The sequence below is a fragment of the Ruegeria hyattellae genome (assembly GCF_041537925.1).
Lineage (GTDB): Bacteria > Pseudomonadota > Alphaproteobacteria > Rhodobacterales > Rhodobacteraceae > Ruegeria_C.
Genome location: NZ_JBGOSH010000003.1, coordinates 84,374 through 109,679 on the forward strand (window position 1 = coordinate 84,374; position 25,306 = coordinate 109,679).

The 25,306-nt window shown below is 61.5% G+C and carries 28 protein-coding genes and 1 riboswitch; of the genes, 15 read left to right on the forward strand and 13 right to left on the reverse strand.

Annotated elements, in window-relative coordinates; all coding sequences use genetic code 11:
• The first annotated feature begins 45 nt into the window (after positions 1-45).
• From AB1E33_RS07840 to AB1E33_RS07855, 4 genes are read left to right on the forward strand one after another with little or no spacing between them, the layout of a single operon-like run.
• Positions 46-768 (forward strand): competence/damage-inducible protein A, encoded by a 723-nt coding sequence (locus AB1E33_RS07840; RefSeq protein WP_372576713.1) that lies wholly within the window; start codon positions 46-48, stop codon positions 766-768.
• Positions 765-1,493: a GNAT family N-acetyltransferase gene (locus tag AB1E33_RS07845; RefSeq protein ID WP_372576714.1), complete on the forward strand. Its 729-nt coding sequence runs from the start codon at positions 765-767 to the stop codon at positions 1,491-1,493. The genes AB1E33_RS07840 and AB1E33_RS07845 overlap by 4 nt, the downstream gene beginning before the upstream one ends.
• Entirely contained in the window at positions 1,490-2,062 is a 573-nt protein-coding gene (locus AB1E33_RS07850; RefSeq protein ID WP_372576715.1) for a peroxidase-related enzyme, read from the forward strand. The genes AB1E33_RS07845 and AB1E33_RS07850 overlap by 4 nt, the downstream gene beginning before the upstream one ends.
• Positions 2,059-2,973, forward strand: coding sequence for an OmpA family protein (locus tag AB1E33_RS07855; protein WP_372576716.1), 915 nt, complete (start codon positions 2,059-2,061; stop codon positions 2,971-2,973). Before AB1E33_RS07850 ends, AB1E33_RS07855 begins: the two co-directional genes overlap by 4 nt.
• A 99-nt stretch (positions 2,974-3,072) precedes the next feature.
• Here the strand turns inward: AB1E33_RS07855 and AB1E33_RS07860 are convergent, their stop codons facing one another.
• Positions 3,073-3,978, reverse strand: coding sequence for a LysR family transcriptional regulator (locus tag AB1E33_RS07860; RefSeq protein ID WP_372576717.1), 906 nt, complete (start codon positions 3,976-3,978; stop codon positions 3,073-3,075).
• Between the two features lie 241 nt (positions 3,979-4,219).
• Between AB1E33_RS07860 and AB1E33_RS07865 the strand changes: the two genes are divergently transcribed.
• Entirely contained in the window at positions 4,220-4,660 is a 441-nt protein-coding gene (locus tag AB1E33_RS07865; RefSeq protein ID WP_372576718.1) for a DUF4399 domain-containing protein, read from the forward strand.
• 6 nt (positions 4,661-4,666) lie between these two features.
• On the opposite strand, the gene AB1E33_RS07870 is transcribed toward AB1E33_RS07865, so the two are convergent.
• Positions 4,667-5,347 (reverse strand): ArsR/SmtB family transcription factor, encoded by a 681-nt coding sequence (locus tag AB1E33_RS07870; protein ID WP_372576719.1) that lies wholly within the window; start codon positions 5,345-5,347, stop codon positions 4,667-4,669.
• 74 nt (positions 5,348-5,421) lie between these two features.
• On the opposite strand from AB1E33_RS07870, the gene AB1E33_RS07875 reads away from it, so the two are divergent.
• Both AB1E33_RS07875 and AB1E33_RS07880 read left to right on the forward strand, forming a co-directional pair.
• Entirely contained in the window at positions 5,422-5,745 is a 324-nt protein-coding gene (locus AB1E33_RS07875; protein ID WP_372576720.1) for an NIPSNAP family protein, read from the forward strand.
• Positions 5,742-6,089 carry an antibiotic biosynthesis monooxygenase family protein gene (locus tag AB1E33_RS07880; protein WP_372576721.1) on the forward strand — a complete coding sequence of 116 codons (348 nt, stop codon included), beginning with the start codon at positions 5,742-5,744 and terminating at the stop codon, positions 6,087-6,089. Before AB1E33_RS07875 ends, AB1E33_RS07880 begins: the two co-directional genes overlap by 4 nt.
• 3 nt (positions 6,090-6,092) lie before the next feature.
• Here the strand turns inward: AB1E33_RS07880 and AB1E33_RS07885 are convergent, their stop codons facing one another.
• The gene (locus tag AB1E33_RS07885; protein WP_372576722.1) at positions 6,093-8,120 is read right to left on the reverse strand and encodes an FAD-dependent oxidoreductase; all 2,028 of its coding nucleotides are present in this window, start codon (positions 8,118-8,120) and stop codon (positions 6,093-6,095) included.
• 132 nt (positions 8,121-8,252) lie between these two features.
• On the opposite strand from AB1E33_RS07885, the gene AB1E33_RS07890 reads away from it, so the two are divergent.
• A complete protein-coding gene (locus AB1E33_RS07890) occupies positions 8,253-8,738 on the forward strand; it encodes an RNA pyrophosphohydrolase (protein WP_372576723.1) in 486 nt (161 codons plus the stop codon).
• A 76-nt stretch (positions 8,739-8,814) separates the two neighbouring features.
• A complete protein-coding gene (locus tag AB1E33_RS07895) occupies positions 8,815-9,495 on the forward strand; it encodes a DUF8692 domain-containing protein (protein ID WP_372576724.1) in 681 nt (226 codons plus the stop codon).
• A gap of 64 nt (positions 9,496-9,559) precedes the next feature.
• On the opposite strand, the gene AB1E33_RS07900 is transcribed toward AB1E33_RS07895, so the two are convergent.
• Positions 9,560-10,549, reverse strand: a complete 990-nt coding sequence (locus tag AB1E33_RS07900; RefSeq protein ID WP_372576725.1) for an adenosine kinase — start codon at positions 10,547-10,549, stop codon at positions 9,560-9,562.
• Positions 10,546-11,190: an endonuclease III gene (gene nth / locus AB1E33_RS07905; protein WP_372576726.1), complete on the reverse strand. Its 645-nt coding sequence runs from the start codon at positions 11,188-11,190 to the stop codon at positions 10,546-10,548. Before nth ends, AB1E33_RS07900 begins: the two co-directional genes overlap by 4 nt.
• A gap of 137 nt (positions 11,191-11,327) precedes the next feature.
• Between nth and AB1E33_RS07910 the strand changes: the two genes are divergently transcribed.
• Positions 11,328-12,179 carry a methylated-DNA--[protein]-cysteine S-methyltransferase gene (locus AB1E33_RS07910; protein ID WP_372576727.1) on the forward strand — a complete coding sequence of 284 codons (852 nt, stop codon included), beginning with the start codon at positions 11,328-11,330 and terminating at the stop codon, positions 12,177-12,179.
• Here the strand turns inward: AB1E33_RS07910 and AB1E33_RS07915 are convergent.
• On the reverse strand, positions 12,152-12,355 hold the full coding sequence (locus tag AB1E33_RS07915) for a hypothetical protein (RefSeq protein ID WP_372576728.1): 204 nt from the start codon (positions 12,353-12,355) through the stop codon (positions 12,152-12,154). The genes AB1E33_RS07910 and AB1E33_RS07915 overlap by 28 nt on opposite strands.
• 103 nt (positions 12,356-12,458) lie before the next feature.
• Here AB1E33_RS07915 and AB1E33_RS07920 point away from each other — a divergent pair, with 103 nt between their 5' ends.
• Positions 12,459-13,148, forward strand: a complete 690-nt coding sequence (locus AB1E33_RS07920) for a helix-turn-helix transcriptional regulator (protein ID WP_372576729.1) — start codon at positions 12,459-12,461, stop codon at positions 13,146-13,148.
• 8 nt (positions 13,149-13,156) lie between these two features.
• Here AB1E33_RS07920 and recR read toward each other — a convergent pair whose 3' ends face one another.
• The 3 genes from recR to AB1E33_RS07935 form a co-directional block, all read right to left on the reverse strand.
• Positions 13,157-13,750 (reverse strand): recombination mediator RecR, encoded by a 594-nt coding sequence (recR, locus tag AB1E33_RS07925; protein ID WP_372576730.1) that lies wholly within the window; start codon positions 13,748-13,750, stop codon positions 13,157-13,159.
• A 7-nt stretch (positions 13,751-13,757) separates the two neighbouring features.
• Positions 13,758-14,102: a YbaB/EbfC family nucleoid-associated protein gene (locus AB1E33_RS07930; protein WP_372576731.1), complete on the reverse strand. Its 345-nt coding sequence runs from the start codon at positions 14,100-14,102 to the stop codon at positions 13,758-13,760.
• A 68-nt stretch (positions 14,103-14,170) separates the two neighbouring features.
• Complete coding sequence (locus AB1E33_RS07935) at positions 14,171-15,925, reverse strand: DNA polymerase III subunit gamma/tau (protein ID WP_372576732.1); 1,755 nt, start codon at positions 15,923-15,925, stop codon at positions 14,171-14,173.
• A gap of 163 nt (positions 15,926-16,088) precedes the next feature.
• On the opposite strand from AB1E33_RS07935, the gene AB1E33_RS07940 reads away from it, so the two are divergent.
• Both AB1E33_RS07940 and AB1E33_RS07945 read left to right on the forward strand, forming a co-directional pair.
• A complete protein-coding gene (locus AB1E33_RS07940; protein ID WP_372576733.1) occupies positions 16,089-16,598 on the forward strand; it encodes a protein-tyrosine phosphatase family protein in 510 nt (169 codons plus the stop codon).
• Positions 16,599-16,744: 146 nt separating this feature from the next.
• Entirely contained in the window at positions 16,745-18,280 is a 1,536-nt protein-coding gene (locus AB1E33_RS07945; protein ID WP_372576734.1) for an ankyrin repeat domain-containing protein, read from the forward strand.
• 4 nt (positions 18,281-18,284) lie between these two features.
• Here AB1E33_RS07945 and AB1E33_RS07950 read toward each other — a convergent pair whose 3' ends face one another.
• Together AB1E33_RS07950 and AB1E33_RS07955 are read right to left on the reverse strand one after the other, a co-directional pair.
• A complete protein-coding gene (locus tag AB1E33_RS07950; RefSeq protein ID WP_372576735.1) occupies positions 18,285-18,677 on the reverse strand; it encodes a hypothetical protein in 393 nt (130 codons plus the stop codon).
• 90 nt (positions 18,678-18,767) lie between these two features.
• A riboswitch (cobalamin riboswitch) is annotated at positions 18,768-18,973 on the reverse strand.
• 18 nt (positions 18,974-18,991) lie between these two features.
• Entirely contained in the window at positions 18,992-19,555 is a 564-nt protein-coding gene (locus AB1E33_RS07955; protein ID WP_372576736.1) for a TetR/AcrR family transcriptional regulator, read from the reverse strand.
• Positions 19,556-19,657: 102 nt separating this feature from the next.
• Here AB1E33_RS07955 and AB1E33_RS07960 point away from each other — a divergent pair, with 102 nt between their 5' ends.
• Positions 19,658-20,515, forward strand: a complete 858-nt coding sequence (locus tag AB1E33_RS07960) for an alpha/beta hydrolase family protein (protein ID WP_372576737.1) — start codon at positions 19,658-19,660, stop codon at positions 20,513-20,515.
• A 10-nt stretch (positions 20,516-20,525) separates the two neighbouring features.
• Here AB1E33_RS07960 and AB1E33_RS07965 read toward each other — a convergent pair whose 3' ends face one another.
• Entirely contained in the window at positions 20,526-21,227 is a 702-nt protein-coding gene (locus AB1E33_RS07965; protein WP_372576738.1) for a response regulator transcription factor, read from the reverse strand.
• Positions 21,224-23,092: a PAS-domain containing protein gene (locus AB1E33_RS07970; protein ID WP_372577261.1), complete on the reverse strand. Its 1,869-nt coding sequence runs from the start codon at positions 23,090-23,092 to the stop codon at positions 21,224-21,226. The genes AB1E33_RS07965 and AB1E33_RS07970 overlap by 4 nt, the downstream gene beginning before the upstream one ends.
• Before the next feature lie 241 nt (positions 23,093-23,333).
• On the opposite strand from AB1E33_RS07970, the gene AB1E33_RS07975 reads away from it, so the two are divergent.
• A complete protein-coding gene (locus AB1E33_RS07975; protein WP_372576739.1) occupies positions 23,334-25,304 on the forward strand; it encodes an AMP-binding protein in 1,971 nt (656 codons plus the stop codon).
• Positions 25,305-25,306 lie beyond the last annotated feature (2 nt).

The window sequence follows — 25,306 nt, forward strand, 5'->3', positions numbered from 1 at the left end:
CGCAGGCCTATAGATGCGATGGGCGCCATTCAAGTGAGGGATGTCATGACCAATCCAACCGCCGCCATGCTCGTGATCGGGGATGAGATCCTTTCCGGCCGCACGCGCGACGCCAATATGCACCATCTGGCAACCGAATTGACCAAGCTGGGCATCGATCTGGAAGAGGTCCGCGTTGTAGGCGATACGGGTGCTGCGATCGAAACGGCGGCCCGGGCGCTGTCCGAGGCGTATGACTATGTGTTCACCAGCGGCGGCATCGGGCCGACCCATGATGACATCACCGCCGAATGCATAGCCCGCGCCTTTGGCGTCTCCATCGGTATCCGTGACGACGCCCGCGCCCTGCTTGAGGCGCACTATGAGCGCACCGGGCTGGAACTGAATGCCGCGCGCCTGCGGATGGCGCGTATTCCTGACGGCGCGACGCTGATCGAAAACCCGGTCTCGACCGCGCCGGGCTTCACACTGGGCAATGTGCATGTGATGGCGGGTATTCCGACGATCTTTCAGGCCATGGTCGCCTCGGTGCTACCCACCCTGACCGGTGGCGCGCCACTCTTGTCACAAAGCCTGCGGGTCAACCGGGGTGAGGGCGAGATTGCCGACACCCTGTCGCAACTGGCCTCGGATTTCGACGATCTTTCGGTGGGGTGCTATCCGTTCCAGTTGAACGGTGTGTTCGGCGCCAATGTGGTGGTGCGCGGCACCGACGGAACCCGGATCGACGCCGCCGTGACGCGGCTCGCCGCCGAGCTTGCCCTGTGAGCGCCGACTGGCCCGCCATCATCGACGGCACCTGGCCCGCGGCCCGTTACATGCGCGATGGTGCCTTTCTGCTGCGCGAGGGACAAGGTGGTGGCAGCCGGGTGTCTGCGGCCACGGCGCAAGGGGCGACCACCCTCGACGATATCGCCCGGGCCGAGGCGCAGATGCGCGAAATGGGGCAGAGATGCCTCTTCATGATCCGGCCCGGTGACACGAAACTGGACGCGGAACTGGACACGCGCGGCTACACTGTGCTTGACCCGGTCAACATCTATTCCTGCACGGCTGCGATGCTGACCGACACCCCTGTGCCCCGCGTCACCGTTTTCGCCGTGTGGGAACCGCTGGCGATCATGAACGAAATCTGGGCCCACGCCGGAATCGGCCCGGCCCGCTGGGCGGTCATGCAGCGCGCGCCCGGCCCCAAGACCGGGCTGTTGATCCGCCGCAAGGACAAGCCCGCCGGTGCCGGTTTCGCAGCAATCCACGGTACAACAGCGATGGTGCATGCACTTGAGATTCTGCCCGAACATCAACGCAACGGGCTGGGCAAATGGGCCATGCGTGCGGTGGCATTCTGGGCGCTTGAACATGGTGCCGAAACGCTCAGTGTGATCTGCACCAAGGCAAATACCGGGGCCAATGCGCTCTATCGCTCGCTTGGGATGCAGATCGCGGGCCATTATCATTACCGCATTCTGAACCAGACAGGAGAGCCCACTTGACCGAAGCGACATCCCCCACCGCGCTGGACCTGCCCATGTTGGACCCGCTACCCGAGGAAACGCAAAAATATTTCGACATCTGCCAGGAAAAGCTGGGGATGATCCCGAATGTCCTGAAGGCAAATGCCTTTGACATAGACAAGCTCAACGCCTTTACCGCGATGTATAACGACGTGATGCTGGCCGATAGCGGGCTCAGCAAGCTGGAACGCGAGATGATCGCGGTGGTCGTGTCCTCGGTCAACAAATGCTTCTACTGCCTTGTGGCCCACGGCGCGGCAGTGCGGCAATTGTCGGGCGATCCGCAATTGGGCGAGATGCTGGTGATGAATTATCGCGTGGCCTCTTTGGAGCCACGTCAGCGGGTGATGCTGGACTTTGCCGAAACGGTCACCAAAGCCAGCGCCGAGATCAGCGAGGCTGACCGGCAGGCGCTGCGTGATGTTGGCTTTTCTGACCGCGATATCTGGGACATCATCAATGTGGCCGGGTTCTTCAACATGTCGAACAGGGTGGCCAGCGCCAGCGGCATGCGCCCGAACGAAGACTATCACGCACAGCACCGATGAGTCTGCGCGCGCTTTTTCTTTGCCTGTGCACCGCAACCGCCGCGCAGGCGCAGGTTCCGGTCCTGCCGGACGAGGCCCGCCAGGTGACCGAGCGAATCGATCTGCTGGACAGCTATGATCTACCAGTGGGCGTGATCTCGGACGGGGTGCTGCCAGTGCGCGGCTTCGAAGGCAGGGTCGACAGGCGCGCCTGGCAGTTGACCGGCTATGCAGGCTCTACCCTGCAGATCATGGACCCGATCCGCGCTCAGTTGATCCGGGCTGGCTACGAGATCGTCCTCGATTGCGCTGCAAGAACCTGCGGTGGCTTTGATTTTCGCTTCGCGACCGAGGTGATCCCGGCCCCCGACATGTATGTGACGCTGGAGGATTTCAGGTTCTTGTCGGCGATCCGCACGGGCGAGGCGCTCAGCGTTCTGGTTAGCCGCACGCAATCGGACGCCTATGTTCAGGCGATTTCGGTGACCCCCGCTGGGCGTTCAAAACCCACGCCCGAAGACACGGTGACCATCCCTGAAACCGAACCGCAGGCGCAACCCGATTTGATTTCAACGCTTACCCAGACCGGCCACGCGGTGCTGTCGGACCTCGAATTCGCCACCGGATCGAACAACCTGAGCGCGGGCAACTACGCCTCGCTTGCCGCGCTGGCCGAGGCCATGCAACGCGCGCCGGAGATGCGGGTCGCCATTGTAGGCCACACCGATACAGTCGGTCGGCTGGACAAAAACATTGCGCTCAGCAAGCGCCGGGCCGAGGCCGTGCGCGACAGGCTGCTGAGTGATCACGGGATCGCACCGGGGCGCATTGATGCCGAGGGGATGGGTTATCTGTCGCCACTCACAACCAATCTTACCCCCGAAGGGCGCGAGACCAACCGCCGGGTCGAGGTGATGCTACTGGAGCCCTGATCCCCACTGCATAACCCGCAAAACTGCGCGGAACTTCCACGCGAAAAGAACCCGCGCCGGGGCGCGGGCAGGTAAGGTCACCAAGGGAGGTGGTGAAATTTACCAGTCCATCGGGCCTTTTTCGGCAAAGGCATGGACCAGGAAATCAATGAAAGCGCGCACTTTGGGCTGGGTGAACCGGCCCGGCGGGTAGACGGCATAAACGCCCTGCACCTCGTCCGGCAGCGACGGCATCGCATCCTCGACAAGGCCGTTTTTCATGGCATCGGCATAGAGATAACTGGGCAGGTACGCGATCCCCAGACCCGAAATTGCCGCGTTCAGCAGCGAGTGGCCGTCATTGACGCTCAGCCAGCCACTGGTGCGGACCTGACGTTTTTCGCCCGAAGGCGCGGTCAGCCGCCAGACATTGCCGCTGGACTGGCTGGAATAATGCAACAGCTTGTGCTCGTTGAGGTCGTCGATCTTCTGCGGGCGGCCATATTGTTCGAAATAGGACGGCGCTGCGATCATGCGCTTGGTGGTTTCGGTCAGCTTGCGGGCGCGCAGGGTGCTGTCGTCCAGCTCGCCAATGCGCAGCGCCATGTCGAACCCTTCCGAGATCAGCTCCACATAGCGGTTGTTGAGCACCATGTTGATCGAGATGTCGGGGAAATCGGACAGAAACTCGGACAAGACCGGCGACAGGTGGTTGACACCGAAATCGGTCGCCACGCTGACCCGCAGCAGGCCCGACGGCGCCGATTGCATCGACGTCACCAGCGCGTCCGCCTCGCCCGCGTCGTTGAGAACCCGACGCGCCCGGTCATAATAGGCCAACCCGATCTCGGTCGGGGACACCCGGCGGGTGGTGCGGTTCAGCAACCTTGCGCCAAGACGCGCCTCGAGGCTGGATACGTGCTTGGACACGGCCGATTTCGAGATGCCCATCTTTTTGGCCGCATCCGTGAATCCGCCCTGATCCACGACATTGGCAAAGGCCTCCATTTCGGTCAGTCGATCCATTCCCGTTCCCTCGGCTTATCCGTTGTTATCGCCAGCAATGACGTCCAATCTGGGCGAGATCGGGGCACGGATGGGATAATATCGCGGTTTTGTCTGGGATCGTTTGCGTCAGGGAAACAGGGAAACAATGGATTTCCATGCGCCGAACAGGCCTTCGGAGGGCAATAAACGCCAATCCGCTCGACCCGGGCGGCGCCCTGATCTAGGTATTCGGGACAAGGTTACATCAAGGGAGGAAATCATGAAATTGATTGCGATCGCATTGGCCACCAGCCTGTTCGCCTTGCCAGCGCTGGCGGGAGGCGAAACCCCTGCACCAGCAGATGCCACGGTTTATTTCGTCAATATTGCCGATGGCGACACTGTCACTTCACCGGTTACGGTGGCCTTCGGCCTCAGCGGCATGGGCGTGGCCCCTGCCGGAACCGAGGCCGAGAATACCGGCCACCACCACCTACTGATCGACCGCCCGCCGCTGGGCGAAGGCGAGGATGGCGCCGATGAGTTGGCCTATGGATTGCCAGCCGATGACAATCACATGCATTTCGGTGGCGGTCAGACCGAGGTCACACTGGAGCTTGCGCCGGGTCCACATACGCTGCAACTGGTGCTTGGCGATTACGGCCATGTTCCGCATGCGACACCGGTTATGTCCGATGTGATCACCATTACGGTCGAATAGCGCGACTCACGCCGAAAAGCGGGCGTCGAATGCCGCTTCGCCCTTGGCGGTGAAGCGGATGACCCGGCTTTCGGGCTGCCGGGTGAGCCAGCCAAGTGCCTCCATTTGGGACAGCATCGCGCGGCCGAATGACCCCGCAAGGTGGTGTTCGCGCGCGCTCCAATCCAGGCAGGGCCGGCAGAGCGGCGCGCGTTTCGATCTTAGGCCCGCCAGATCAATACCAAAAGCGTCGGCAAACCGTTCACCCTTTGGGGTAAGACCCACATCCTCATCCGTTTCGATCAGCAGCTTTTCGGTGATCATCGACCGATAAAGCGTAACCCCACGCTCTCCGGCCAGATGATTGTAGCAGACCCGCGCCTTGCGCAGCGCCGCGTCACGCGGTCCGGTTCGGGTGCGCAGATGACCCCGCCCAGCAGCCAGCCCCATCAGGCTTTCCAGCGTCTCGGCCACATCCGCGCCCGACAGCGCATAATAGCGATGCCGCCCCTGCCCGCGCAGGCGCACCAGCCCGCCTTCCAGCAGTTTTTTTAAATGGCTGCTGGCGGTTTGCGGCGTGATCCCAGCCTCGTGTGCCAGTTCGGTTGCAGTCAGCGCTTTGCCAGTCATCAGCGCCGCCAGCATGTTGGCCCGCGCCGGATCTCCGATCAGCGCGGCAATGCGGGCGATATCAGGTCCGTCTTTCATGCTTCGATCATAATCGAAACATGTGCGAATTGAAAGCGGCTATACCGGGCCTGTTGAAACACTCGGAGGGGTTCATGCTGACCTGCATCATCCGCTACAGAATCGACCCGACCAAGAGGGCGCAATTCGAAGATTATGCCCGCAACTGGGGCCAGGCCATTCCGCGCTGCGGGGCCGACCTGATCGGCTATTTCGCGCCGCATGAAGGATCGACGTCGCTGGCTTATGGCATCTACAACATCCCCAACCTTGCCGCTTATGAGGCCTATCGCGAAAGACTGGCGGCGGACCCGCTGGGGCAGGAGAACTATGCCTTCGCCCAGCGCGAGAAGTTCCTGTTGCAGGAGGATCGAACCTGGTTGAAGCTGGTCTCGACCCCGCATGGAGCGCGCGCATGATTGCCGTCATTTTCGAAGTAGAGCCCGCAGAGGGACAATTCGACGCCTATATGGATGTGGCCGCCGATCTGCGCCCGCTGCTGGATCAGGTGCCGGGATTCATCTCGGTCGAGCGGTTCCGAAGCCTGACCAACCCGGACAAGCTGCTATCACTGTCATTCTGGGAAGACGAGGAGGCGGTGGCGAACTGGCGCGCCCTGACGCAGCATCGCGCTGCACAAAGCAAGGGGCGCGCCGGGATATTTGCGGGCTACCGGCTGCGCGTGGCGCAGGTGCTGCGCGACTATGGCATGGAAGACAGGGATGAGGCCCCGGCAGACAGCCGGGTCCTACATGATCGCTAAAAGCTACAGGCTGGCGGCCAGGCGGGTGCCTTGATTGATGGCGCGTTTGGCGTCCAGTTCCGCAGCCACATCGGCCCCGCCGATCACATGCGGTTCAATCCCGCGTTCGATCAAAGCATCGGCCAGCGTCCGGTCCGATACCTGGCCGGAACAGAGCACGATCGTTTCAACCTCGATCACGGTCGGGTTCTCGCGCGCTTCGCCAAAGCTGACATGCAACCCATCATCGTCGATCCGCTCGTAATTCACGCCGCCGACGAAGTTGACCTTCTTCATCTTGAGCGTGGCGCGATGAATCCAGCCGGTGGTCTTGCCCAGGCCTTTGCCATGTGCCTGCGCCTTGCGCTGCAACAAGGTGACCTCGCGTGCCGAAGGTTCTGGCTGCGGCCCCTCGGGTGCCAGACCGGCACGATACTGTTCGGTGTCCGCGACACCCCACTCTTTCATCCACAGCGGCAGGTTCTCGGTCGGGCTGTCGCCCTGATGCAGCAGGAATTCAGAGACATCGAACCCGATCCCCCCGGCTCCGATCACTGCAACCGACTTGCCGACGGGCGCCTTGTGGCGCAGCACGTCGATATAGTTGAGCACATTGTCGCGATCCTGGCCCGGGATCTGCGGATCGCGCGGGATGACCCCGGTGGCGATGATGACCTCGTCAAATCCTGTCAGATCACCGGCACCCACTTCACGCCCCAACTCGACAGTAACGCCGGTCAGCTTGATCATGGTGCGGTACCAGTCGACCAGACCCCAGAACTCTTCCTTGCCCGGAACCTGCTTGGCCATATTGAGCTGCCCGCCGATCTCTTCGGCGCGGTCGAACATGGTCACCTTGTGCCCGCGTTCCGCCGCCGTGATCGCCGTCGACAGCCCGGCGGGACCGGCCCCGACGATCGCAATGGTCTTGGGCAGTTCGGCTGGGGTGATCACCAGCTCGGTTTCGTGGCAGGCGCGCGGGTTGACCAGGCACGAGGTCAGCTTGCCGTTGAACGTGTGATCCAGGCAGGCCTGGTTGCAGGCGATGCAAGGCGCAATCTGGGCGGCTTTGCCAGCTTCGGCCTTGGCCACGAAATCGGCATCCGCCAGCATCGGGCGCGCCATCGACACCATATCGGCGCAGCCATCGGCCAGAACCTGTTCGACCACCTCGGGCGTATTGATCCGGTTCGAGGTGATGACCGGGATGCCGACCTTGCCCATCAGCTTCTTGGTCACCCAGGCAAAGGCGGCGCGCGGAACCGAGGTGGCGATGGTAGGAATGCGCGCCTCGTGCCACCCGATGCCGGTATTGATGATGGTCGCACCCGCCGCCTCAATCGCCTGCGCCAGTTGCACCACCTCGTCATAGGTCGATCCGTTCGGAACCAGATCGATCATCGACAGACGATAGATGATGATGAAATCCTCACCTACCGCCTCGCGGGCGCGACGCACGACCTCGACCGGCAACCGCATCCGATTCTCATAGGACCCACCCCACCGATCGGTGCGCTTGTTGGTATGTGTCACGACAAACTGGTTGAGAAAATACCCTTCGGAGCCCATGATCTCGACCCCGTCATAACCAGCCTTTTTGGCTCGCGCCGCACAGCTCGCGATATCCAATATCTGCTTTTCGATCCCCTCTTCGTCCAACTCTTTTGGCGGGAAGGGCGAAATGGGTGATTTGACAGGGCTTGGCGCCACGCAATGAGGCGAATAGGCATATCGGCCTGCGTGAAGAATCTGCATGGCGATCTTGCCGCCGGCGTCGTGGACACGTTCGGTGATGACCGAATGGTTCGCGACATCTTCCTCGGACGCCATCATCGCGGCTCCCGGCAGAACCGATCCCTCCAGGTTGGGTCCGATACCACCGGTCACGATCAGGCCAACCCCGCCTCGCGCGCGGTCCGCGTAAAATTCGGCCACCCGGTTCCAATCCTTGGTCTCTTCCAGCCCGCTATGCATCGACCCCATCAGCACGCGGTTCCTGAGCGTCGTGAACCCCAGATCCAGAGGAGTCAGCATGTTCGGGTAGGTGGTCATTCTTCGCTCCTGTCAGTTGCTGCGCGTAGAAAAGCGTCCTCGGCAGCACTTGTCATGCGAAACCCAGCGTAACTTGCTTTCAGATCCCCTGCCACGTTGCTAAACACCGGAGGGGATCAATTCGGAATTGACATGACACCAGAACAGATCGCGCAACTTCCCTACCGCCCCTGCGTCGGGCTGATGATGATCAATGGCGATGGCTGCATCTTTGTCGGCCAGCGCAATGACCGCCATTCTGAGGCCTGGCAGATGCCTCAGGGCGGCGTTGACCCCGGCGAAGATCCGCGCGACGCAGCTTTGCGCGAATTATCGGAGGAAACCGGGGTGACGCCGGACCTGGTCGAAATCATCGCCGAGACCGACGACTGGCTGCCCTACGATCTGCCCCATGACATCGTGCCGAAAATCTGGAAAGGCCGCTATCGTGGACAAGAACAGAAATGGTATCTACTGCGCTTTGCCGGGCACGACGATCAGATCGACATCAAGACCGAGCACCCGGAATTCACCCGCTGGAAATGGCAGAAGCCTGCAAAGCTGACCGAGGAAATCGTCCCCTTCAAACGCGACGTCTATGAGCGTGTGGTAGCGGCATTCGCTACATACCTAACTTGACCGCCGCGCGAACTCACATCGATACTTCGCCAAGTATGCATCAGCTGGCCCCAAGACCTAACGAATGTGAAACCTGATGAAGCTGCAAAACAAAATGACCTCCAAGTACATCGTCGGGGCATCGTTGATCCTGAGCCTCTTGTTCGTTCTGATCGGATATCAGAAGGGTGACATCTCCGATCAGTTCAGCGAAGGCAAACCGGGCACAATTGTTTCGGTTCTGCTGCTGCTTGCGATCTCGTTCACTTGCTTCAGGATCTTCATTCTGCGACGTCGAACCGCTGCAAACTGGCTTAGGCACCCCAGCCTTGTCTGGCTGCTGATCGCATCGGGGTTCTTGTTCCTTGCGCTGGACGATGCACTGAAGATTCACGAAGGGATCGATAAATCTATTCATGCAATGAGCGAGATGACCGAAACGTCGCTTTCGGATCGCATGGATGACGCCATTATCGGCATCTATGCCCTGATTGGCGTGTTCGTGCTCTATGTGTATCGCTCGGAACTCACACCGTACAGGTTCCTTGCCCCCTACCTGCTCGCAGGGTTCGCCGTTTTGGCATTAAGCATAGCTCTGGACGCCGCCTCAAATGGGCTGGGCTTCGCTTTGTGGGTGACGAATTCCGAAAGCGCGGCGCACTCGTTGCACGCCTTGCTCGACACCCTTGAGGAAGTCTGCAAGCTTCTGGCCGAGGCCATTTTCCTGTCCGGTTTTCTGCTTGTGCTGCAAGCTACGGCTGAACAGGACAAAACCTGAGCTATACAGCGCAGTATCGCCGGGTGTGCCGGGCAGACCTCGGCCGGGCCTGCCCGCAGCGGGCTTACAGCAATCCGTCTTCGCGCAACAGGTTCAGCATGTTTGCCTCGGGACGGGGTCCGATATGGCTGATGACTTCGCGGGCACAGATATTACCCATTCTGGCGCAGGTTTCGTAATCGCGGGCCGTGGCCATGCCATAGAGGAACCCGGCTGCAAACTGGTCGCCCGCCCCAGTGGCGTCCACCGGCACGATCTTCTCGACCGGCACATCGATACGATTGCCCTCGCTCAACACCGTCACGCCGTCACCGGACCGGGTGCAGACAACCAGCGGGCAGATGGCAGCGGTCTTGGCCAGCGCATCTTCCAGATCGTCGGTTTCAAACAATGATTTGATCTCGGCCTCGTTTCCGATCAAAAAATCCAGCTCATTCTCGATCAGCAGCAGGAAATCGACCCGGTGCCGTTCCACGCAGAACGGGTCGGAAATGGCGATGCCGGCCTTGCCGCCACCCTTGTGACAGGTGCGCGCGGCCTCAAGAAAGGCCGCCTTGCCCTTTTCCTTGTCGAACAGGTAGCCCTCAAGGAACATGATCTGACTTTTGCCCGCCACATCCCCCGGAACATCCTTGGAGGACAGTTCCGAGGAAATCCCCAGATAGGTGTTCATCGACCGCTCGCCATCGGGCGACACGAAGATCATCGAGCGGGACGTGGGCAATTCGCCGCCCGGCACCGGCGGGTTCACAAAATCAACGCCGTCATCCTTCATCGCCTCAGCATAAAACCGGCCCAGCGCATCGTCATGCACGCGGCCGATGAACGCCGCATCCAGCCCCAGCGCGCCAGCGCCCGCGATGGTGTTGGCGACCGAGCCGCCCGGTGTCTGCACCCGGCCTTCCATCGCCGCATAAAGCACTTCGCCGCGCTCGCGCTCGACCAGTTGCATGATACCCTTTTCGATCCCCATGAGGTCGAGAAAGCTATCGTCGGATTGGCTGATTACGTCCACCACGGCATTGCCGATGCCGACGATCTGATAGGATTTCATAGGTTTTTGTCCTCGAATTCACAAAGGTCACGAATGATACAGGTGCGACAAAGCGGCTTGCGCGCCTTGCAGTGATATCGGCCATGCAGGATCAACCAGTGATGGGCATGAAGCTGGAAATCGGCCGGAATATTGTCTTCGATGGCGCGTTCGACCGCGTCCACGTCTTTGCCGGGGCAGATGCCGGTGCGGTTGCCGACCCGAAAGATATGGGTGTCCACCGCCTGCGCGGGCTGGCGCCACCACATGTTCAGAACCACATTGGCGGTCTTGCGCCCGACGCCGGGCAGCGATTGCAGGGCGGCACGCGAGTTCGGAACCTCGCCCCCATAGTCTTCGACCAGAATGCGGCTCATCTTGATGACGTTCTTGGCCTTCTGCCGGAACAATCCGATGGTCTTGATGTGCTCGATCAACCCCTCTTCGCCCAGATCCAGCATCTTGTGCGGGGTATCAGCGATCTGGAACAAGGAACGCGTGGCCTTGTTCACACCCACATCGGTCGCCTGCGCTGACAGTGCAACCGCAACGACCAAAGTATAGACATTCACATGCTCTAGCTCGCCCTTGGGTTCCGGGTCGGCCGCGTGAAAGCGGGTAAAGATCTCGCGGATCGTGTGATAGTCGAGTTGCTTTGCCATCGGCGGTCTTAATGCCGCGTGTCGGCGGGGGCGTAAAGCCCCGTCCGACCTGTATCTCAGAAATCAAATGCGCAGGATTCGGGTCGAACACAGGGCGCGAATTTCCTATCCTGCAAAAAGGAACAGGAGCATTCGCCATGAATATGCAGACCAGCGAGCAAGGCTATCACTACGGCGTCATGCGGCGCGCGATCGAGCTGATCGACCAGGGCGGTGAGTCACTGTCGCTGGAGCAACTGGCGCGTGAGATGGATATGAGCCCGGCCCATTTCCAGCGCCTGTTCTCGCGCTGGGTCGGCGTCTCGCCCAAGAAATACCAGCAATATCTGGCACTCGGCCATGCCAAGGCGCTGCTACATGACCGGTTCACCACGCTGGAAGCCGCCCATAGCGTTGGGTTGTCCGGCGGCGGCCGGTTGCACGACCTCTTCATGCGTTGGGAGTCCATGAGCCCCGGCGAATATTCCCGCAAGGGCAAAGGTCTGGAGATCTATTGGGGTTGGTTCGAAAGCCCGTTTGGCCCTGCCTTGGTGATGGGCACCGACAAGGGCATCTGCGGCATCGGCTTTGCGGCTGAAACAGGTGAAGAGACCGCGATGGAAGACCTGATCTCGCGCTGGCCACAGGCGGAGTTCATCGAAGACCCGATGCAGCTGCGCCCCTGGGTACTCAGCGCCTTTGGCGCCGAAAGCGAGAAACTCGACCCGACACCGCTTTTCCTGATCGGCTCGCCCCTGCAGATCAAGGTGTGGGAGGCGCTGCTGCGTATCCCCTCGGGCCATGTCACAACCTATTCAGAGATCGCCGAGGCCATCGGCCAACCGCGCGCGGTGCGGGCGGTTGGCACGGCGGTCGGTCGCAACCCGATCAGCTGGCTGATCCCCTGCCACCGCGCACTGCGCAAGTCCGGCGGTCTGGGCGGCTATCACTGGGGGCTACCGGTCAAGCGGGCTCTCTTGGCCTATGAGGCGGCCAGATCAGGTCTTTGACGCCCGAATCGGCGCCAAAAGGGCAACCGCTTGCGGGGCGGCTTGGCGATCTTGTAATCGCTGCCCTTCTTGCTCTCCAGCCATTCGCGCTCCAACTCATAGGTGCGCAGGGGCTTCTGGTCGCTCCAGCGCTCCAGTTTCAACTGCATCATGATCAGATGGTCATAACTACTCATGGCTCTGCTCCGTTCTCGAATACTGAGGTCATGACACCACATCGCTCCTGCCACCCCGTTGTCAGGATCATGTGCTAATCTGTCAGGAGCATGAGGAGAGACTATGCGCCGCTCGACCCGGTTGTTCGAACTGATCCAGATCCTGCGGGCCTCGGAAAACCCGATGACTGCCGAAACACTTGCCGCCCGGCTGGAAGTGTCCGAGCGCACGATCTATCGCGATATCGCGGCGCTTCAGGCCATGCGCACACCGATCGAAGGCGCGCCAGGGCTGGGCTATGTCATGCGACGCGGCTATGATCTGCCGCCACTGAATTTCGACGAGGAGGAGGTCGAGGCGCTGCGCGTCGGCCTCTCGATGTTGGCGCGCACCGGTGACAACGCGCTGCAACAGGCCGCCAGCCGTATCTGCCAAAAGATCGACGCGTTGCACGACCCCGCCGAGTGGCTGCAGGTCGCGCCATGGGGCGCCCCGCCCGACGACCCCGCGCTTGGCTGCGTGTCAAAGGCCAACTTGCGCGCCGCCATCCGGGACGAGCGCAAGCTGCGCCTGACCTATCGCGACGCCGAAGACCGCGAGACAGAGCGCATCGTCCGCCCCGTCGCTCTGATCTATCATCTGGACTGCACCATGCTCGCCGCCTGGTGCGAGTTGCGCGACGGATTTCGCCATTTCCGCTGCGACCGGATCTGGTGCTGTGAGGCACTGGAGGACCATTTCACCGGCCAATCCGAGGCGCTGCGCCTGATCTGGCAGGAACGCAACCCGTGGGAGGAACGACAGGTGGTGTAGCCCTGCCGCTACAATTCCTTCCGCGCCCGCAAGGCCGCGGTGATCGTGCCATCATCCAGATAATCCAGCTCGCCACCGATGGGGACGCCTTGGGCCAGCGAGGTGAGGCGCACCTGCCCCTCAAGCTGTTCGGCGATGTAATGCGCCGTTGTCTGGCCGTCCACAGTGGCATTCAGCGCCAGGATGACCTCGGTGATGCCTTCGCTTTCCACTCGGTTTCTGAGGCGCGGAATGCGCAGATCATCGGGGCCGATCCCGTCCAGCGCCGACAAGGTCCCGCCCAGCACATGATAGCGGCCCTTGAACACAGCCGCCCGTTCCATCGCCCAGAGGTCGGCCACATCCTCTACCACGCACAGTTCGCCGGTCGCGCGTTTCTCGCTTTCGCAGATGTCGCAAATATCGGCGGTACCCACATTGCCGCAATTGAGGCACTCGCGCGCGGTTTCGGCCACCAAGCTGATCTGGTCCGCGAGCGGGGTCAGCAGCAACGCGCGCTTGCGGATCAGGTGCAGCACCGCGCGCCGGGCCGAGCGGGGGCCAAGCCCGGGCAGCTTGGCCATCAGCTCGATCAGGTTGTCGATGTCACGGGTCGAACTCACGAGCGGATCAGAACGGGAATTTCATGTCCGCCGGCAGACCCATGCCTTCGGTCAGTTTGGCCATCTCGGCCTGCGACCGGTCCGAGGCCTTGGATTGCGCGTCCTTGATGGCCGCCAGGATCAGGTCCTCGACCACTTCCTTGTCATCGCCATTGAAGATCGACGGGTCGATATCGAGCGCCTTCAGTTCGCCCTTGGCCGAGGCAGTGGCCTTGACCAGCCCGGCCCCGGATTCGCCGACCACCATGATGTTATGCAGGTCTTCCTGCATGTCGGTCATCTTGGTCTGCAATTCCTGCGCCGATTTCATCATCTTGGCCATATCGCCAAGCCCGCCAAGTCCTTTGAGCATCGAGTGCCTCCGTTAACTAGATTTGTCGCCTAGATACGCATCACCCGAGCGCACCACAAGGGCGTCGCTTACCCGTCTTCGAACGGGTCCCATTCATCCTCGACCTCGGGCAGCGCTTCGGTCTCGACTTTGGCGGCGCGTTGTTCGGGGGTTTCGATATTGGTGATCCTGGCCTCGGGGAATTGTGCCAGCACCGCCTGCACCAGCGGATGCGCTTCGGCCTCCTGCTTCAGTGCCAGCTCGGCGGCGTCGCGGATTTCGGCGATTGTCGGCGCTGCGCCATCCGAGACCACCGAGACCGCCCAGCGGTTTCCCGTCCAGCTTTGCAGCCGCGAGCCAAGCCGCTGCGCCAGATCGGTGGGGGCGTGATCCGTGGGGGTGAATTCGATACGGCCCGGCTGGTACGCGATCAGCCTGACACCGGTTTCCACCTCGACCAGCAGTTTGACGTCGCGATGGGTGCGGACCAGTTCTACCACATGCTCGAAGGTCGGATAGCGCGCCAGCGCCTGTTCCACATCCTGCGCAAGTGCTGCCGTGGGGGCATTGCCCGCCCCGCTCCGGGGCGCGGCAGAGATCGCTGCTGCCTGCGCCACAGGGGCACCGGCAGGCTGCATCTCGCGCGCGCCACCTTGACTGCTTGGCATCGGCGAAGGTGGCGAATCCTGGAGCTTTCGCACCAGTTCCTCGGGCGTGGGCAGGTCGGCCACATGGGTCAGGCGGATGATCGCCATTTCGGCCGCCATCATCGCGTTGGGCGCGGCGGTCACCTCTTCCAGCGCTTTCAGCAGCATCTGCCACATCCGGGTCAGCACCCGCATCGGCAGGGCCTCGGCCATCTGTGCGCCGCGGCTGCGTTCGTCCGGCGACACGGTCGGGTCTTCGGCAGCATCCGGGGTGATCTTGACCACCGATACCCAATGGGTGATCTCGGCCAGATCGCGCAGCACCGCCAGCGGATCGGCCCCTTCGGCATATTGCGCGCTGAGTTCTGTCAGCGCGCCCGCCGCATCGCCGCGCAGGATCATGTCCATCAGATCCAGCACCCGCCCCCGATCGGCCAGACCGAGCATTGCGCGCACCTGCTCTGCCGTGGTTTCGCCTGCGCCGTGCGAGATTGCCTGATCCAGCAGCGAAGTGGCATCCCGCGCCGACCCTTCCGCCGCGCGGGTAATCAGCGCCAGCGCGTCATCGGCAATTTCCGCCTCTTCAGCCTTGGCGATCTTGCGCATCAGCGCGATCATCTCTTCCGGCTCGATCCGGCGCAGGTCAAACCGCTGGCAGCGCGACAGGACCGTCACCGGCACCTTGCGAATCTCGGTGGTGGCAAAGATGAATTTCACATGCTCGGGCGGTTCCTCGAGCGTCTTGAGCAACGCGTTGAAGGCGCTGGTCGAGAGCATGTGAACCTCGTCGATGATGTAGATCTTGTAACGTGCTGAAGCCGCGCGGTAGCGCACGCTGTCAATGATTTCGCGAATGTCGTTCACACCGGTGCGGCTGGCGGCGTCCATCTCCATCACGTCGACATGGCGGCCTTCCATGATCGCCACGCAATGTTCGCATTGGCCGCACGGCTCGGTAGTGGGCGCGCCGGACCCGTCCGGCCCGATGCAGTTCATCCCCTTGGCGATGATCCGCGCAGTGGTGGTCTTGCCGGTGCCGCGAATCCCGGTCATCACAAAGGCCTGCGCGATCCGGTCCGCTTCGAAGGCGTTCTTCAGCGTGCGCACCATCGCATCCTGCCCGACCAAGTCGGCGAAGGTTTCCGGGCGGTATTTTCGGGCGAGAACCTGATAGGCGGGGCTGGGCGTGTCGGTCATGTCTGCTCTGGCGGATTCGTTCCTGACGCCGGAGCCTAGAGTGCCGCCCCCCCGGCGTCCACCTCGCGCGTGCGGGAAAACCCTTGGGAAAGCTTGGGGCAGCGCATAGCATGGGTGCACTGCAAGAGTGTTTTGAGTTCGCGGCTCTGAGGGGGACCGCCTTATGTCGCAAACGGTTATTCATGACCTGCCGGTAGGCGGCGGGACGCTTGCATTGTCCCCGTTGCCGGGGCACTCGGGCGATTATGACGGTGATCTGGCCCTGATCGCGGATTGGAAACCGGGGCTTGTGATCTCGATGACCACCGAGTTGGAGATGTTCGAGGCCGGCGCGCTGCAGTTCGGCCCCGATATTCAGGGCCGCGCCAGCAGATGGGCCCATCTGCCGGTGACGGATTTCAACGCGCCGCCCTTTGCCATACAGCAGGCCTGGCCCGAGGTCAGCGCCGATGCCCGCCACGCGCTGAACGGCGGCGGGCGGGTTCTGGTGCATTGCCGGGGCGGCTGCGGCCGGTCCGGCATGGTTGCGCTGCGTCTGATGATCGAATGTGGCGAAAGGACCGAGGCTGCTTTGACCCGCTTACGCGCCGTACGACGTTGCGCCGTGGAAACCGAGGATCAAATGGAATGGGCCATGGCAGCCCGTCCCGCTGCGCAGCCGACCTTGTCCTAATCACCAACGCGTTTTATGATACCGGCGCCGACTGGGCGGCAACCGGGTCCGCGGACAGCTGTATCAGCACCCATCAGAGACCAACGCGATATGCGGTTTTTTCTCTCCCCGACAAGCGGGCCACCGGGGTTGTTTGAGGAAAACCGATGACCTATCCCCTCGACCACCACCGCCGTCAGGCAAAGCAGCTGAAGAAAGCGTTCAAGGCCAGTGATGCGGGCGCGATCGCGCGTGCACAGACCGTTCTGGGTGAAACCCCGGTGCTTACCCACAGCGCCGCCCTTCACGTGATCGCCCGAGAGGCCGGGTATGACAGCTGGCCCAAGATGAAATACAGCATCGAGACCGCGACGATGCAACGCGACGCACGTGCCCAACAGCTCAAACTGGCGTTGTTTCAGGGGGCGGACTGGCGGGTCGCGCAATTACTGTCCCATACACCTGATCTGGCCAATGACGCCTTTGGGCTGCTCTGTGCGCTCTATCGCATCGATGCGGTCAGAGATTGGCTGGATCGCGATCCGGGCATCGTCGATCAGGTGTTGCAAGGCCCGCGCAGACCAATGCTGCATCTGGCCTTTTCCCGGTATTTCCAGTCCCGCCCTGATCTGGAGCGAGACATGATTGCTGTGGCCGAGGCATTGCTTGCTGCAGGCGCGGATGTGAATGACGGCTACCCCTCGGAACCGGGCAGTCCACATCAACTTTCGGCTCTATACGGAGCAATTGGACATGCCGACAACATGATCCTCGCCCAATGGCTGCTGGATCACGGTGCCGATCCGAATGACGGTGAGTCGCTGTATCACGCGACCGAGCTGGGGCATCACACGGGGCTGCAAATGCTGCTTGCCGCCGGAGCCGAGCCACGCGGGACAAACGCGTTGCTGAGGGCGTTGGACTTCAACGACCCCGAAGCGGTGCGCCTGCTGCTCGACCATGGCGCTCAGGTGGAAGAGTTCAACGATGACCCTGTCGGAGGTGAAGAACCTTGGGTCATGCCCGCCCTGCATCAGGCTGCGCGGCGTATGTGCGATGGGCCGGTGGTGGACCTGTTGCTTGCCCATGGTGGCGATCCAAGCAGGCTCTATAAAGGCTATTCCGCCTATGGTTTCGCGCGGGTCTTCGGCAATTCGACGCTTGCCCGCGCAATTGAGGCGACAGGCAAGGCCCCACAGCTCACCCAAGCAGAGCAGCTTCTGGCCCAGGCCGCTGATGGGACTTTGCTGCCCGGCGCGTCTGTGGACGCGGCCAGCCTGCCTGATGAATACCGTACCCTTATCCGGTCGATCCTGCATCTTCCCGGCAAACTGGACCATGTGAAACGTCTGGTCGCCCTTGGCCTGAACCCCGAGGCACCCGATCGCGAGGGGCTGACCGCCCTTCAGGTCGCCGGGTGGGAGGGGTTGCCGGATATGATGATCTATCTTCTTACGCTGTCTCCGGATCTGGGCCATGTGAACGGCTATGGCGGCGGGCTGGTGTCGACCATTCTGCACGGTGCGGACAATAATCCGCACCGGGATATCCGCGATCACGCCACCTGCCTGTCGCACGCGCTAGCGGCGTGTGCGCCGCTGGGGCGCAACCTGATAGAGGCAAGCGGCGACCCAGAATTGACTCGGATCATGGAGGAATGGGCAGAGGCCCATCCCGATCAGGTCACAGAAAACGTGCCTTGACGGATCATGCTGCGGCCTGTGCCTGATGCTCGATCAAGGGTAGGCGCAGTTCGATCATGGCGCAGGGCGGCGCGCTGTCGGGCGCGGGGAAGCCCTGCCCCTCCGGGTCCATCATCGCGTTGGCATAAAGTTCCATGATGTCGAGATCGGCGGTCTCGGCAACACCGGCGAACATACGTATTCGCGCATGGTTGGCCCGGTAGACCGCCGTGCAGTCCTGCCCGCAATGGGCAAGCTGCGCGCTGCCGTCGATCTCGAAATCCGGCGCCGTCACCGCGCGGGCCGAGGCCATGGCATCGGCCAGCCGATCCACCATCCGAGCAAGCGCCGGGCAAGGTTTGCCGGTTATCAGACATTGGGTTTCCGCAAACGTTCGGTTGTTCTTCGTCCAGATCACATCGCGCCCTCCGCGCTGACGGGAAGGGGCTTGTGAACGTCCGTGACCAAGTGCAGCCATCAGACCCGCACCGGACACCCCGCCCGCGTTCGAGTTTCAGTTCCGATGGCAGGTCTCCTGACTTGCGGGTCGTCGCTTTGCCGCCCTTCCCGACCTTTCGGCCAGTGGTCATACGGCATCACTCTCCGCTTACAGTTGCGGGGGCAGTCGCGGATTTGGCCTTGTCAGGACCGCACCGAGTTCCCTTTTCATCCCAACCACAGATGTGGTGTGAGAACCATCACACAACCGCTAGTCCTTGCCGCCCGAGTCTGTCAAGAATTTCCGTCCCCGGTCCCCACGCCGCGCCTGACGATGGTGGGCAGCGCCCGCAACGGGGCCGAGCTTCTCCGGGCACGTGACAATTGCCAAGCGCCCTGGATCAGCATGAAGAACTCTTCGGCGGTAGCCTGCGGCGTCTTGACCCCAAGCCGCTTGGCGTGCTGCGTCGCTTCGGAAATCCAGCCCTCATAAAGATGCGCGGCATGGGAGCGGAACGCCTCGTTATCGGGCCCTTCGAACAAGGTACTCGAGATCGGGCATCCATCCCACTTTCCCGAGCGATCGAAAATTTCTGCCAGCCGCGCGCACAGGGCCTGCGTCCCCTCGGCAAAACTGCTGGCCGGTTCATAGGCCACGGCGATCATCCGCAGCATTCGGTCCGAGGCCCAGGTCGCCGCCGCCAGTGCCAGATCCGGTTTGCCATTCGGAAAGTGGTGGTACAGCGATCCTTTCGGCGCATTCGCTGCCGTCAGCAGCTCGTTCAGACCTACGCCGTTGTAGCCGCTGCGCCGGAACAGTTCGGCAGCGGTCCGGATCAGCCGATCCTTGGTGGGCATAGGACGTTTTTCTTTCATCGCTCTTGGATATTGACAGGACTAGACCAATTGGTCCACACATATGATCAATAGACCAATCGGTCTAGCAACGGGAGAGCGCCCATGCTTGATGCGCAGACAACCATCCTGACCCATGACATCTGCTTTGATGCCGGGCCCGCGACGCTGTCGGGGAAATTGTTCCTGCCGATCGGTGACCCTGTCGCGGCGGTGGTGATCAACAGTGCCACCGGCGTGCCACAGTCGTATTACCGCCACTTCGCGCGCTGGCTGGCCGAATCCCACGGCATGGCCGTCCTGACCTATGATTACCGCGATTTCGAGACTTCGCGCAGCGGACCACTACGGACCTCACGGGTCAAAATGTCGGACTGGATTCTGATCGACATGCCCGCCGCGCGTGCAGAGGTGCGGCGGCGCTTTCCGGGTACGTCGCTTTGGGTGATCGGCCATTCTCTGGGCGCGATGGCGATGCCGATGCAGGACGGGATCGAGGACATTAGCCGCATGATCAGTGTCTGTTCCGGCCTAGTACATCATGGCGACCACCCCTGGCCTTATCAGGGTCTAGCGCGCCTGTTCTGGTTCGGTCACGGGCCGCTCGCCACCCGCCTTGCGGGCTATTTGCCCGGCCGACTGATCGGATTTGGCCCCGATTTGCCCGCAGGGGTGTATTGGGAATGGCGGCGCTGGTGTACCTCGCGCGATTCCTATTTGCCCGATGCTGGTTGGACCCTGCCGCAGCCCAACTGGCGACGCAGCGACGCGCCTGTAAAGATGGTCACTCTTACCGATGACGACGTCTGCCCGGCAGTCGCCAGCGAACGGCTGGCACGGCTCTTTGACGGGCGCGCCACGCTTGTCCCGCTTGAGCCGTCCGCATTCGGGTTGCGCAAGGTAGGCCATCTGGGAGTGTTCACCCGCGCGAATGCGGCGCTCTGGCCCGAGATTATCGCTTGATTGGCCTTTGTCAGAGCCATTCCACGTCGCCCAGAAAGATATACCCCGCGCCATAGATCGTCTTGATCAGGCGTGGGTTCTTGGGGTCTTCGCGCAGCTTGGTTCTGAGCCGCGAAATGCGTACGTCCATTGCTCGGTCAAAGCTTTCGCTAGCCGCACCTCCCAGAGCCTCTTGCATCTGAGCGCGACTGATCAGCCGCTTGGGGCTTTCCAGAAACAGCCGCAGCACCTCGCCCTCGGCATGGGAAAACGGCGTTTCGCCACTATCGCTGTCCTCCAGTACGTAGCGATCAAAATGAGCCGTCCAACCATTGAAATGCGCCGTCTCGCCTGCAGGCGCGGGTGTTTTCGGCCCGCGCAGACGCGCACGCACCCGCGCCACGACCTCGGCCGGATCGAATGGTTTGGTGATATAGTCGTCTGCGCCCAGTTCCAGCCCGGTGACGCGGTCCTGCACCTGCGCTCGACCCGAGATGATGATCACAGCCGCCCCCTGTTCAAGCGCCAAACGATGCACCAGAGCCAGCCCGTCGGTGTCAGGCAGCGACAGGTCCACCAGACACAGATCCGGCGTCACCCGCTTTAGCGAGGCTTCGAATTCGCGGGCGCGGGCAAAGCACTGCGTCCGAAAACCCGCCTCTTCCAGCGCGTCAGTCAGGATTTGGCGGATCGCGGGTTCGTCGTCGAGAATGGTCACCAATGCGTTGGTCACGTCCGGGCCTCATTGTGGATCAGCGCCGCCAATTGACCGGTTCCGAACGGCTTGCGCAAGACCGGCGCGCGCGCAATCGCGTCGTGATAGAGCGGATCAGACGCGGGGAGCGAGGTCATCAGAATGCAGGGCAGATTGGCGGGCAACCGCTCCATCAGGTCCAGCCCCGTCGCATCCCCCTCAAGCCGGATGTCGGACAGAACCACCGAGATGTCGCCCAGATCGGCGACCAGCGCGCAGGCCTCGTCCACCGAGGTCGCCTCGATCACAGAATGCCCCAGTTCGACCAGCATATCGCGGAACCCGGCGCGCAGATCGTCATCGTCTTCGACCAGCAACGCCAAACCGCCTTTCATGTCGGGCGCGACCCGGAGGGGCAAGCGCACAACAACGCTGGCGCCCACCGGCGTATTGGACAATTGCAGATCACCGCCTGCCAGTTTAACCGTGTCATAAACCATGGACAGGCCCAGCCCCGACCCTTCGCTGCCCTTGGTTGTAAAAAACGGGTTCAATGCTCTTTTTAGAGCCTCATCCGAGAACCCCGGTCCGGTATCCGTGACCGCTATTTCCAGCCAGGTCCGCCCGATACAATGAGCGCTGACGGTGATCTGACCCGTCGCTCCGCAGGCATCGCGCGCATTCAGAACCAGATTGAGCAGCGCGTCCTGAACCATGCCGGGATCCAGCATCAAAAGCTGGCTCTTGGTATGGTCCAGTACTGACAGACCCACTCCGCGCGGAAGTGACGGTGTCGCCAGCAGTTTAAGGTCTTGCAAAATGCCCCCCATATCTACCGCCTTGGGCCGCGGCGTACGGGTTCCGGTCATGTCGGCAATCCGATTCAGCAGCCGCCCACCCCGGCGCGCGGTGGTCTGGGTGGCCGTCACTAACTCGGTGGCGTCAGACGACAGCTCCATCTTTTCCAGCTTACCCTGCATCCCGAGAATGATGGTGAGCAGGTTCGAAAAATCATGCGCCAGCCCGCTGGTCATTTGAGCGGCCAGCGCCCTCCGCCGCGATTGCTGCAACGCGACGCGGGCCTGTGTTTCTTCAGTGATGTCCATCGACAGAATGAAGACACCGCCGCTTTGATCAGGGGTAAAAGCGACCCTAATACGGCGCGAATCGTGGTTTTCGGTAAATTCGAACACGGCATTCTCACCGTTATAAGCGTCGGTCAAATAAGGCTCGATCCGCACATAGGCGTCGTGCCCCAGCGCGTCCGAGATATGCAGGCCCAGAATGTCCGACGGTCGCCCCGGCATCACCGCGCTGAGCCGCCGGTTCGAATAGGTGTAATGCCCGCTCGCATTCACATGGGCTATATGCGCCGGCATCATCTCGGTCGTGAGACGGGTGCGTGCTTCGATTTCGGTCAATTGACGTTTGGTTTCCTCCAACGCCGTGTTGCTGGCCGCCAGTTGCCGGTTGGTCGCGGACAGTTCCTCGGCATGGGCCAGCAGTTGATCCGACAACTCTTCGGACCGAGATTGCAGCATCTCTTCGACCCGCCGGGTCCGGGTGATGTCGGTATAGACCGCCACCCAGCCGCCCTGCGGCAGCGGCGACCCCTCTATCGAGATCACCTGCCCGTTGGGCCGTTCGCGTTCCAGATAATGCGGCTCAAACGCGAGCGCCTGATCGACGCGGGTCTTGATCAGGTCCTCAATATCGTCGGCCGGGCCATATTCGCCCTTCGCGGCGATAAAGCGGATCGTATCGGCAAACCCGGCGCCCGGCGTGACCAGTTGATCGGGCAGATCGAACATTTCCTGAAAGCGCCGGTTCGACAGCACCAGCCTCAACTCGCTGTCATAGATCGACAGCGCCTGCGCGATCAGGTTCAACCCTGCGGTCGTCATCCGTTTGGTTCGCTGGTCGTCCTGATCCAAAACACGCCCTCCGGCCACAGACCTAGCATCGGATCGCCGCATGGCACAGGGGCAAACCGGCGCCGAGGGGGCGCTGTTACAATTCGTAAGAATTGGGAAAACATCAGGTAAAAGTTGACCGCGAGATTTTGCGGCGTTCCTTATAGGGGCAGAATCGCAAGAAGCGGTCTTTCCGGTTAATCGAACCGACCGGATCGGGAGGAGAAGAGTTTTGGACAACACGCAGTCGGCTGCCGGGGGTTTGCACTCTCTTCCGGCGCTGCTTCATCGCAATGCACAAGCCTTTGCTTCCGCCCCGGCCTATCGCGAAAAGGAATTTGGCATCTGGCAATGCTGGAGCTGGTCCGAGACTGCACAGGAAATCGAGGCGCTGGCGCTGGGATTGCTCAATCTGGGCGTACGAGAAGGCGACTTCATCGCCATTATCGGGCGCAACCGACCCTATCTGTATTGGTCGATGGTCGCCGCACAATCGGTTGGCGCGGTGCCGGTGCCGCTCTATCAGGACGCGGTGGCCGAAGAGATGGTCTATGTGCTGAGCCATTGCGGCGCGCGTTTTGTGATCGTCAGCGATCAGGAACAAGCCGACAAGGTCATCGAGGTTCAGGATCAGCTGCACCAGTTTGAGCATCTTATCTATCTCGATCCGCGCGGGATGCGTAAATACGACCACCACCAGTTGCACCAGTTCAGCCATGTGCAGGATCAGGGCCGTGCCGCGCGCGATGAATGGATCACCGATCTACACACCCGCCGGGACAAGCTGAACTACGACAGCACCTGCGTGATGCTCTATACCTCGGGCACCACCGGCAAGCCCAAGGGCGTGGTCCTGTCGAACCGCAATGTGATCGAAAGCGCGAAGAACGCCTCAGATTTCGATGGGCTGACCAGCAGCGAGGATATCCTGTCCTATCTCCCGATGGCCTGGGTCGGCGATTTCATCTTCTCGATCGGTCAGGCCTATTGGTGTGGTTTCTGCGTGAACTGCCCCGAAAGCGCCGACACGATGATCACCGACCTGCGCGAAATCGGACCAACCTATTTCTTTGCCCCGCCCAGGGTGTTCGAAACACAGTTGACCAGCGTGATGATTCGGATGGAGGACGCCAGCAAGCTGAAGAAGCGGATGTTCCACCACTTCATGGCACATGCAAAAAAAGTTGGCGGGCTGATCCTGGATGGCAAGCCGGTCGCCCTGATGGATCGCCTGAAATATGCCATCGGAAACGCGCTGGTCTATGGTCCGCTCAAGGACACGCTTGGCCTGGGCCGTGTCCGCGTCGGCTATACGGCGGGCGAGGCGATCGGGCCAGAGATTTTTGAGTTCTACCGCTCGCTGGGCATCAATCTGAAGCAGCTCTATGGACAGACCGAGGCCACCGTGTTCATCACCGTACAGCCCGATGGCGAGGTGCGGCCCGATACTGTCGGTGTGCCTGCACCTGATGTCGAGATCCGCATCGATGACAGCGGCGAGATATTCTACCGGTCGCCCGGCGTTTTTGTCGAGTATTACAACAACCCCGACTCCACCGCCTCGACCAAGGATGCTGAGGGCTGGGTCGCCACCGGCGATGCGGGATTCATCGAAGAGGGGTCAGGTCATCTGCGGATCATCGACCGCGCCAAGGACGTGGGCAAAATGGCCGATGGCGCGATGTTTGCGCCGAAATATGTCGAGAACAAGCTCAAGTTCTATCCCGACATCCTCGAGGCGGTACTGTTCGGCAATGGCCGCGACCGGTGTGTCGCCTTTATCAATATCGATCTGACAGCGGTCGGAAATTGGGCCGAGCGCAACAACATCGCCTATGCCTCCTATCAGGAACTGGCGGGGCATTCTCGTGTGTTAGAGACGATTCAGGAGCATGTGGAGACGGTGAACCGCTCGGTTGCCGAGGATCCCATGTTGTCGGGTTGCCAGGTGCATCGCTTTGTGGTGCTGCATAAGGAACTGGATGCAGATGACGGCGAAATGACGCGCACCCGCAAGGTGCGCCGTCGCATCGTGGAAGAGAAATTCGCCGATATCATTGCGGCGCTATATGACGGGTCGGACAGTGTTTCGACGGTGACCGAAGTAACCTATGAGGATGGCCGCAAGGGATCGATCAGTGCAACGCTTAACATCCGCGACGCGGCGGTGATGCCGATTGCCCAAAAGATGGCGGCTGAATGATG

What these genes read in the sequence shown, in the direction of transcription:
- AB1E33_RS07840 (WP_372576713.1), top strand. Translation starts at nt 46, where the DNA reads ATGACCAATCCAACCGCCGCCATGCTCGTGATCGGGGATGAGATCCTT.
- AB1E33_RS07855 (WP_372576716.1), top strand. Translation starts at nt 2,059, where the DNA reads ATGAGTCTGCGCGCGCTTTTTCTTTGCCTGTGCACCGCAACCGCCGCG.
- AB1E33_RS07860 (WP_372576717.1), bottom strand. Translation starts at nt 3,978, where the DNA reads ATGGATCGACTGACCGAAATGGAGGCCTTTGCCAATGTCGTGGATCAG.
- AB1E33_RS07865 (WP_372576718.1), top strand. Translation starts at nt 4,220, where the DNA reads ATGAAATTGATTGCGATCGCATTGGCCACCAGCCTGTTCGCCTTGCCA.
- AB1E33_RS07870 (WP_372576719.1), bottom strand. Translation starts at nt 5,347, where the DNA reads ATGAAAGACGGACCTGATATCGCCCGCATTGCCGCGCTGATCGGAGAT.
- AB1E33_RS07875 (WP_372576720.1), top strand. Translation starts at nt 5,422, where the DNA reads ATGCTGACCTGCATCATCCGCTACAGAATCGACCCGACCAAGAGGGCG.
- AB1E33_RS07880 (WP_372576721.1), top strand. Translation starts at nt 5,742, where the DNA reads ATGATTGCCGTCATTTTCGAAGTAGAGCCCGCAGAGGGACAATTCGAC.
- AB1E33_RS07885 (WP_372576722.1), bottom strand. Translation starts at nt 8,120, where the DNA reads ATGACCACCTACCCGAACATGCTGACTCCTCTGGATCTGGGGTTCACG.
- AB1E33_RS07890 (WP_372576723.1), top strand. Translation starts at nt 8,253, where the DNA reads ATGACACCAGAACAGATCGCGCAACTTCCCTACCGCCCCTGCGTCGGG.
- AB1E33_RS07895 (WP_372576724.1), top strand. Translation starts at nt 8,815, where the DNA reads ATGAAGCTGCAAAACAAAATGACCTCCAAGTACATCGTCGGGGCATCG.
- AB1E33_RS07900 (WP_372576725.1), bottom strand. Translation starts at nt 10,549, where the DNA reads ATGAAATCCTATCAGATCGTCGGCATCGGCAATGCCGTGGTGGACGTA.
- nth (WP_372576726.1), bottom strand. Translation starts at nt 11,190, where the DNA reads ATGGCAAAGCAACTCGACTATCACACGATCCGCGAGATCTTTACCCGC.
- AB1E33_RS07910 (WP_372576727.1), top strand. Translation starts at nt 11,328, where the DNA reads ATGAATATGCAGACCAGCGAGCAAGGCTATCACTACGGCGTCATGCGG.
- AB1E33_RS07915 (WP_372576728.1), bottom strand. Translation starts at nt 12,355, where the DNA reads ATGAGTAGTTATGACCATCTGATCATGATGCAGTTGAAACTGGAGCGC.
- AB1E33_RS07920 (WP_372576729.1), top strand. Translation starts at nt 12,459, where the DNA reads ATGCGCCGCTCGACCCGGTTGTTCGAACTGATCCAGATCCTGCGGGCC.
- AB1E33_RS07930 (WP_372576731.1), bottom strand. Translation starts at nt 14,102, where the DNA reads ATGCTCAAAGGACTTGGCGGGCTTGGCGATATGGCCAAGATGATGAAA.
- AB1E33_RS07935 (WP_372576732.1), bottom strand. Translation starts at nt 15,925, where the DNA reads ATGACCGACACGCCCAGCCCCGCCTATCAGGTTCTCGCCCGAAAATAC.
- AB1E33_RS07940 (WP_372576733.1), top strand. Translation starts at nt 16,089, where the DNA reads ATGTCGCAAACGGTTATTCATGACCTGCCGGTAGGCGGCGGGACGCTT.
- AB1E33_RS07945 (WP_372576734.1), top strand. Translation starts at nt 16,745, where the DNA reads ATGACCTATCCCCTCGACCACCACCGCCGTCAGGCAAAGCAGCTGAAG.
- AB1E33_RS07955 (WP_372576736.1), bottom strand. Translation starts at nt 19,555, where the DNA reads ATGCCCACCAAGGATCGGCTGATCCGGACCGCTGCCGAACTGTTCCGG.
- AB1E33_RS07960 (WP_372576737.1), top strand. Translation starts at nt 19,658, where the DNA reads ATGCTTGATGCGCAGACAACCATCCTGACCCATGACATCTGCTTTGAT.
- AB1E33_RS07970 (WP_372577261.1), bottom strand. Translation starts at nt 23,092, where the DNA reads ATGACGACCGCAGGGTTGAACCTGATCGCGCAGGCGCTGTCGATCTAT.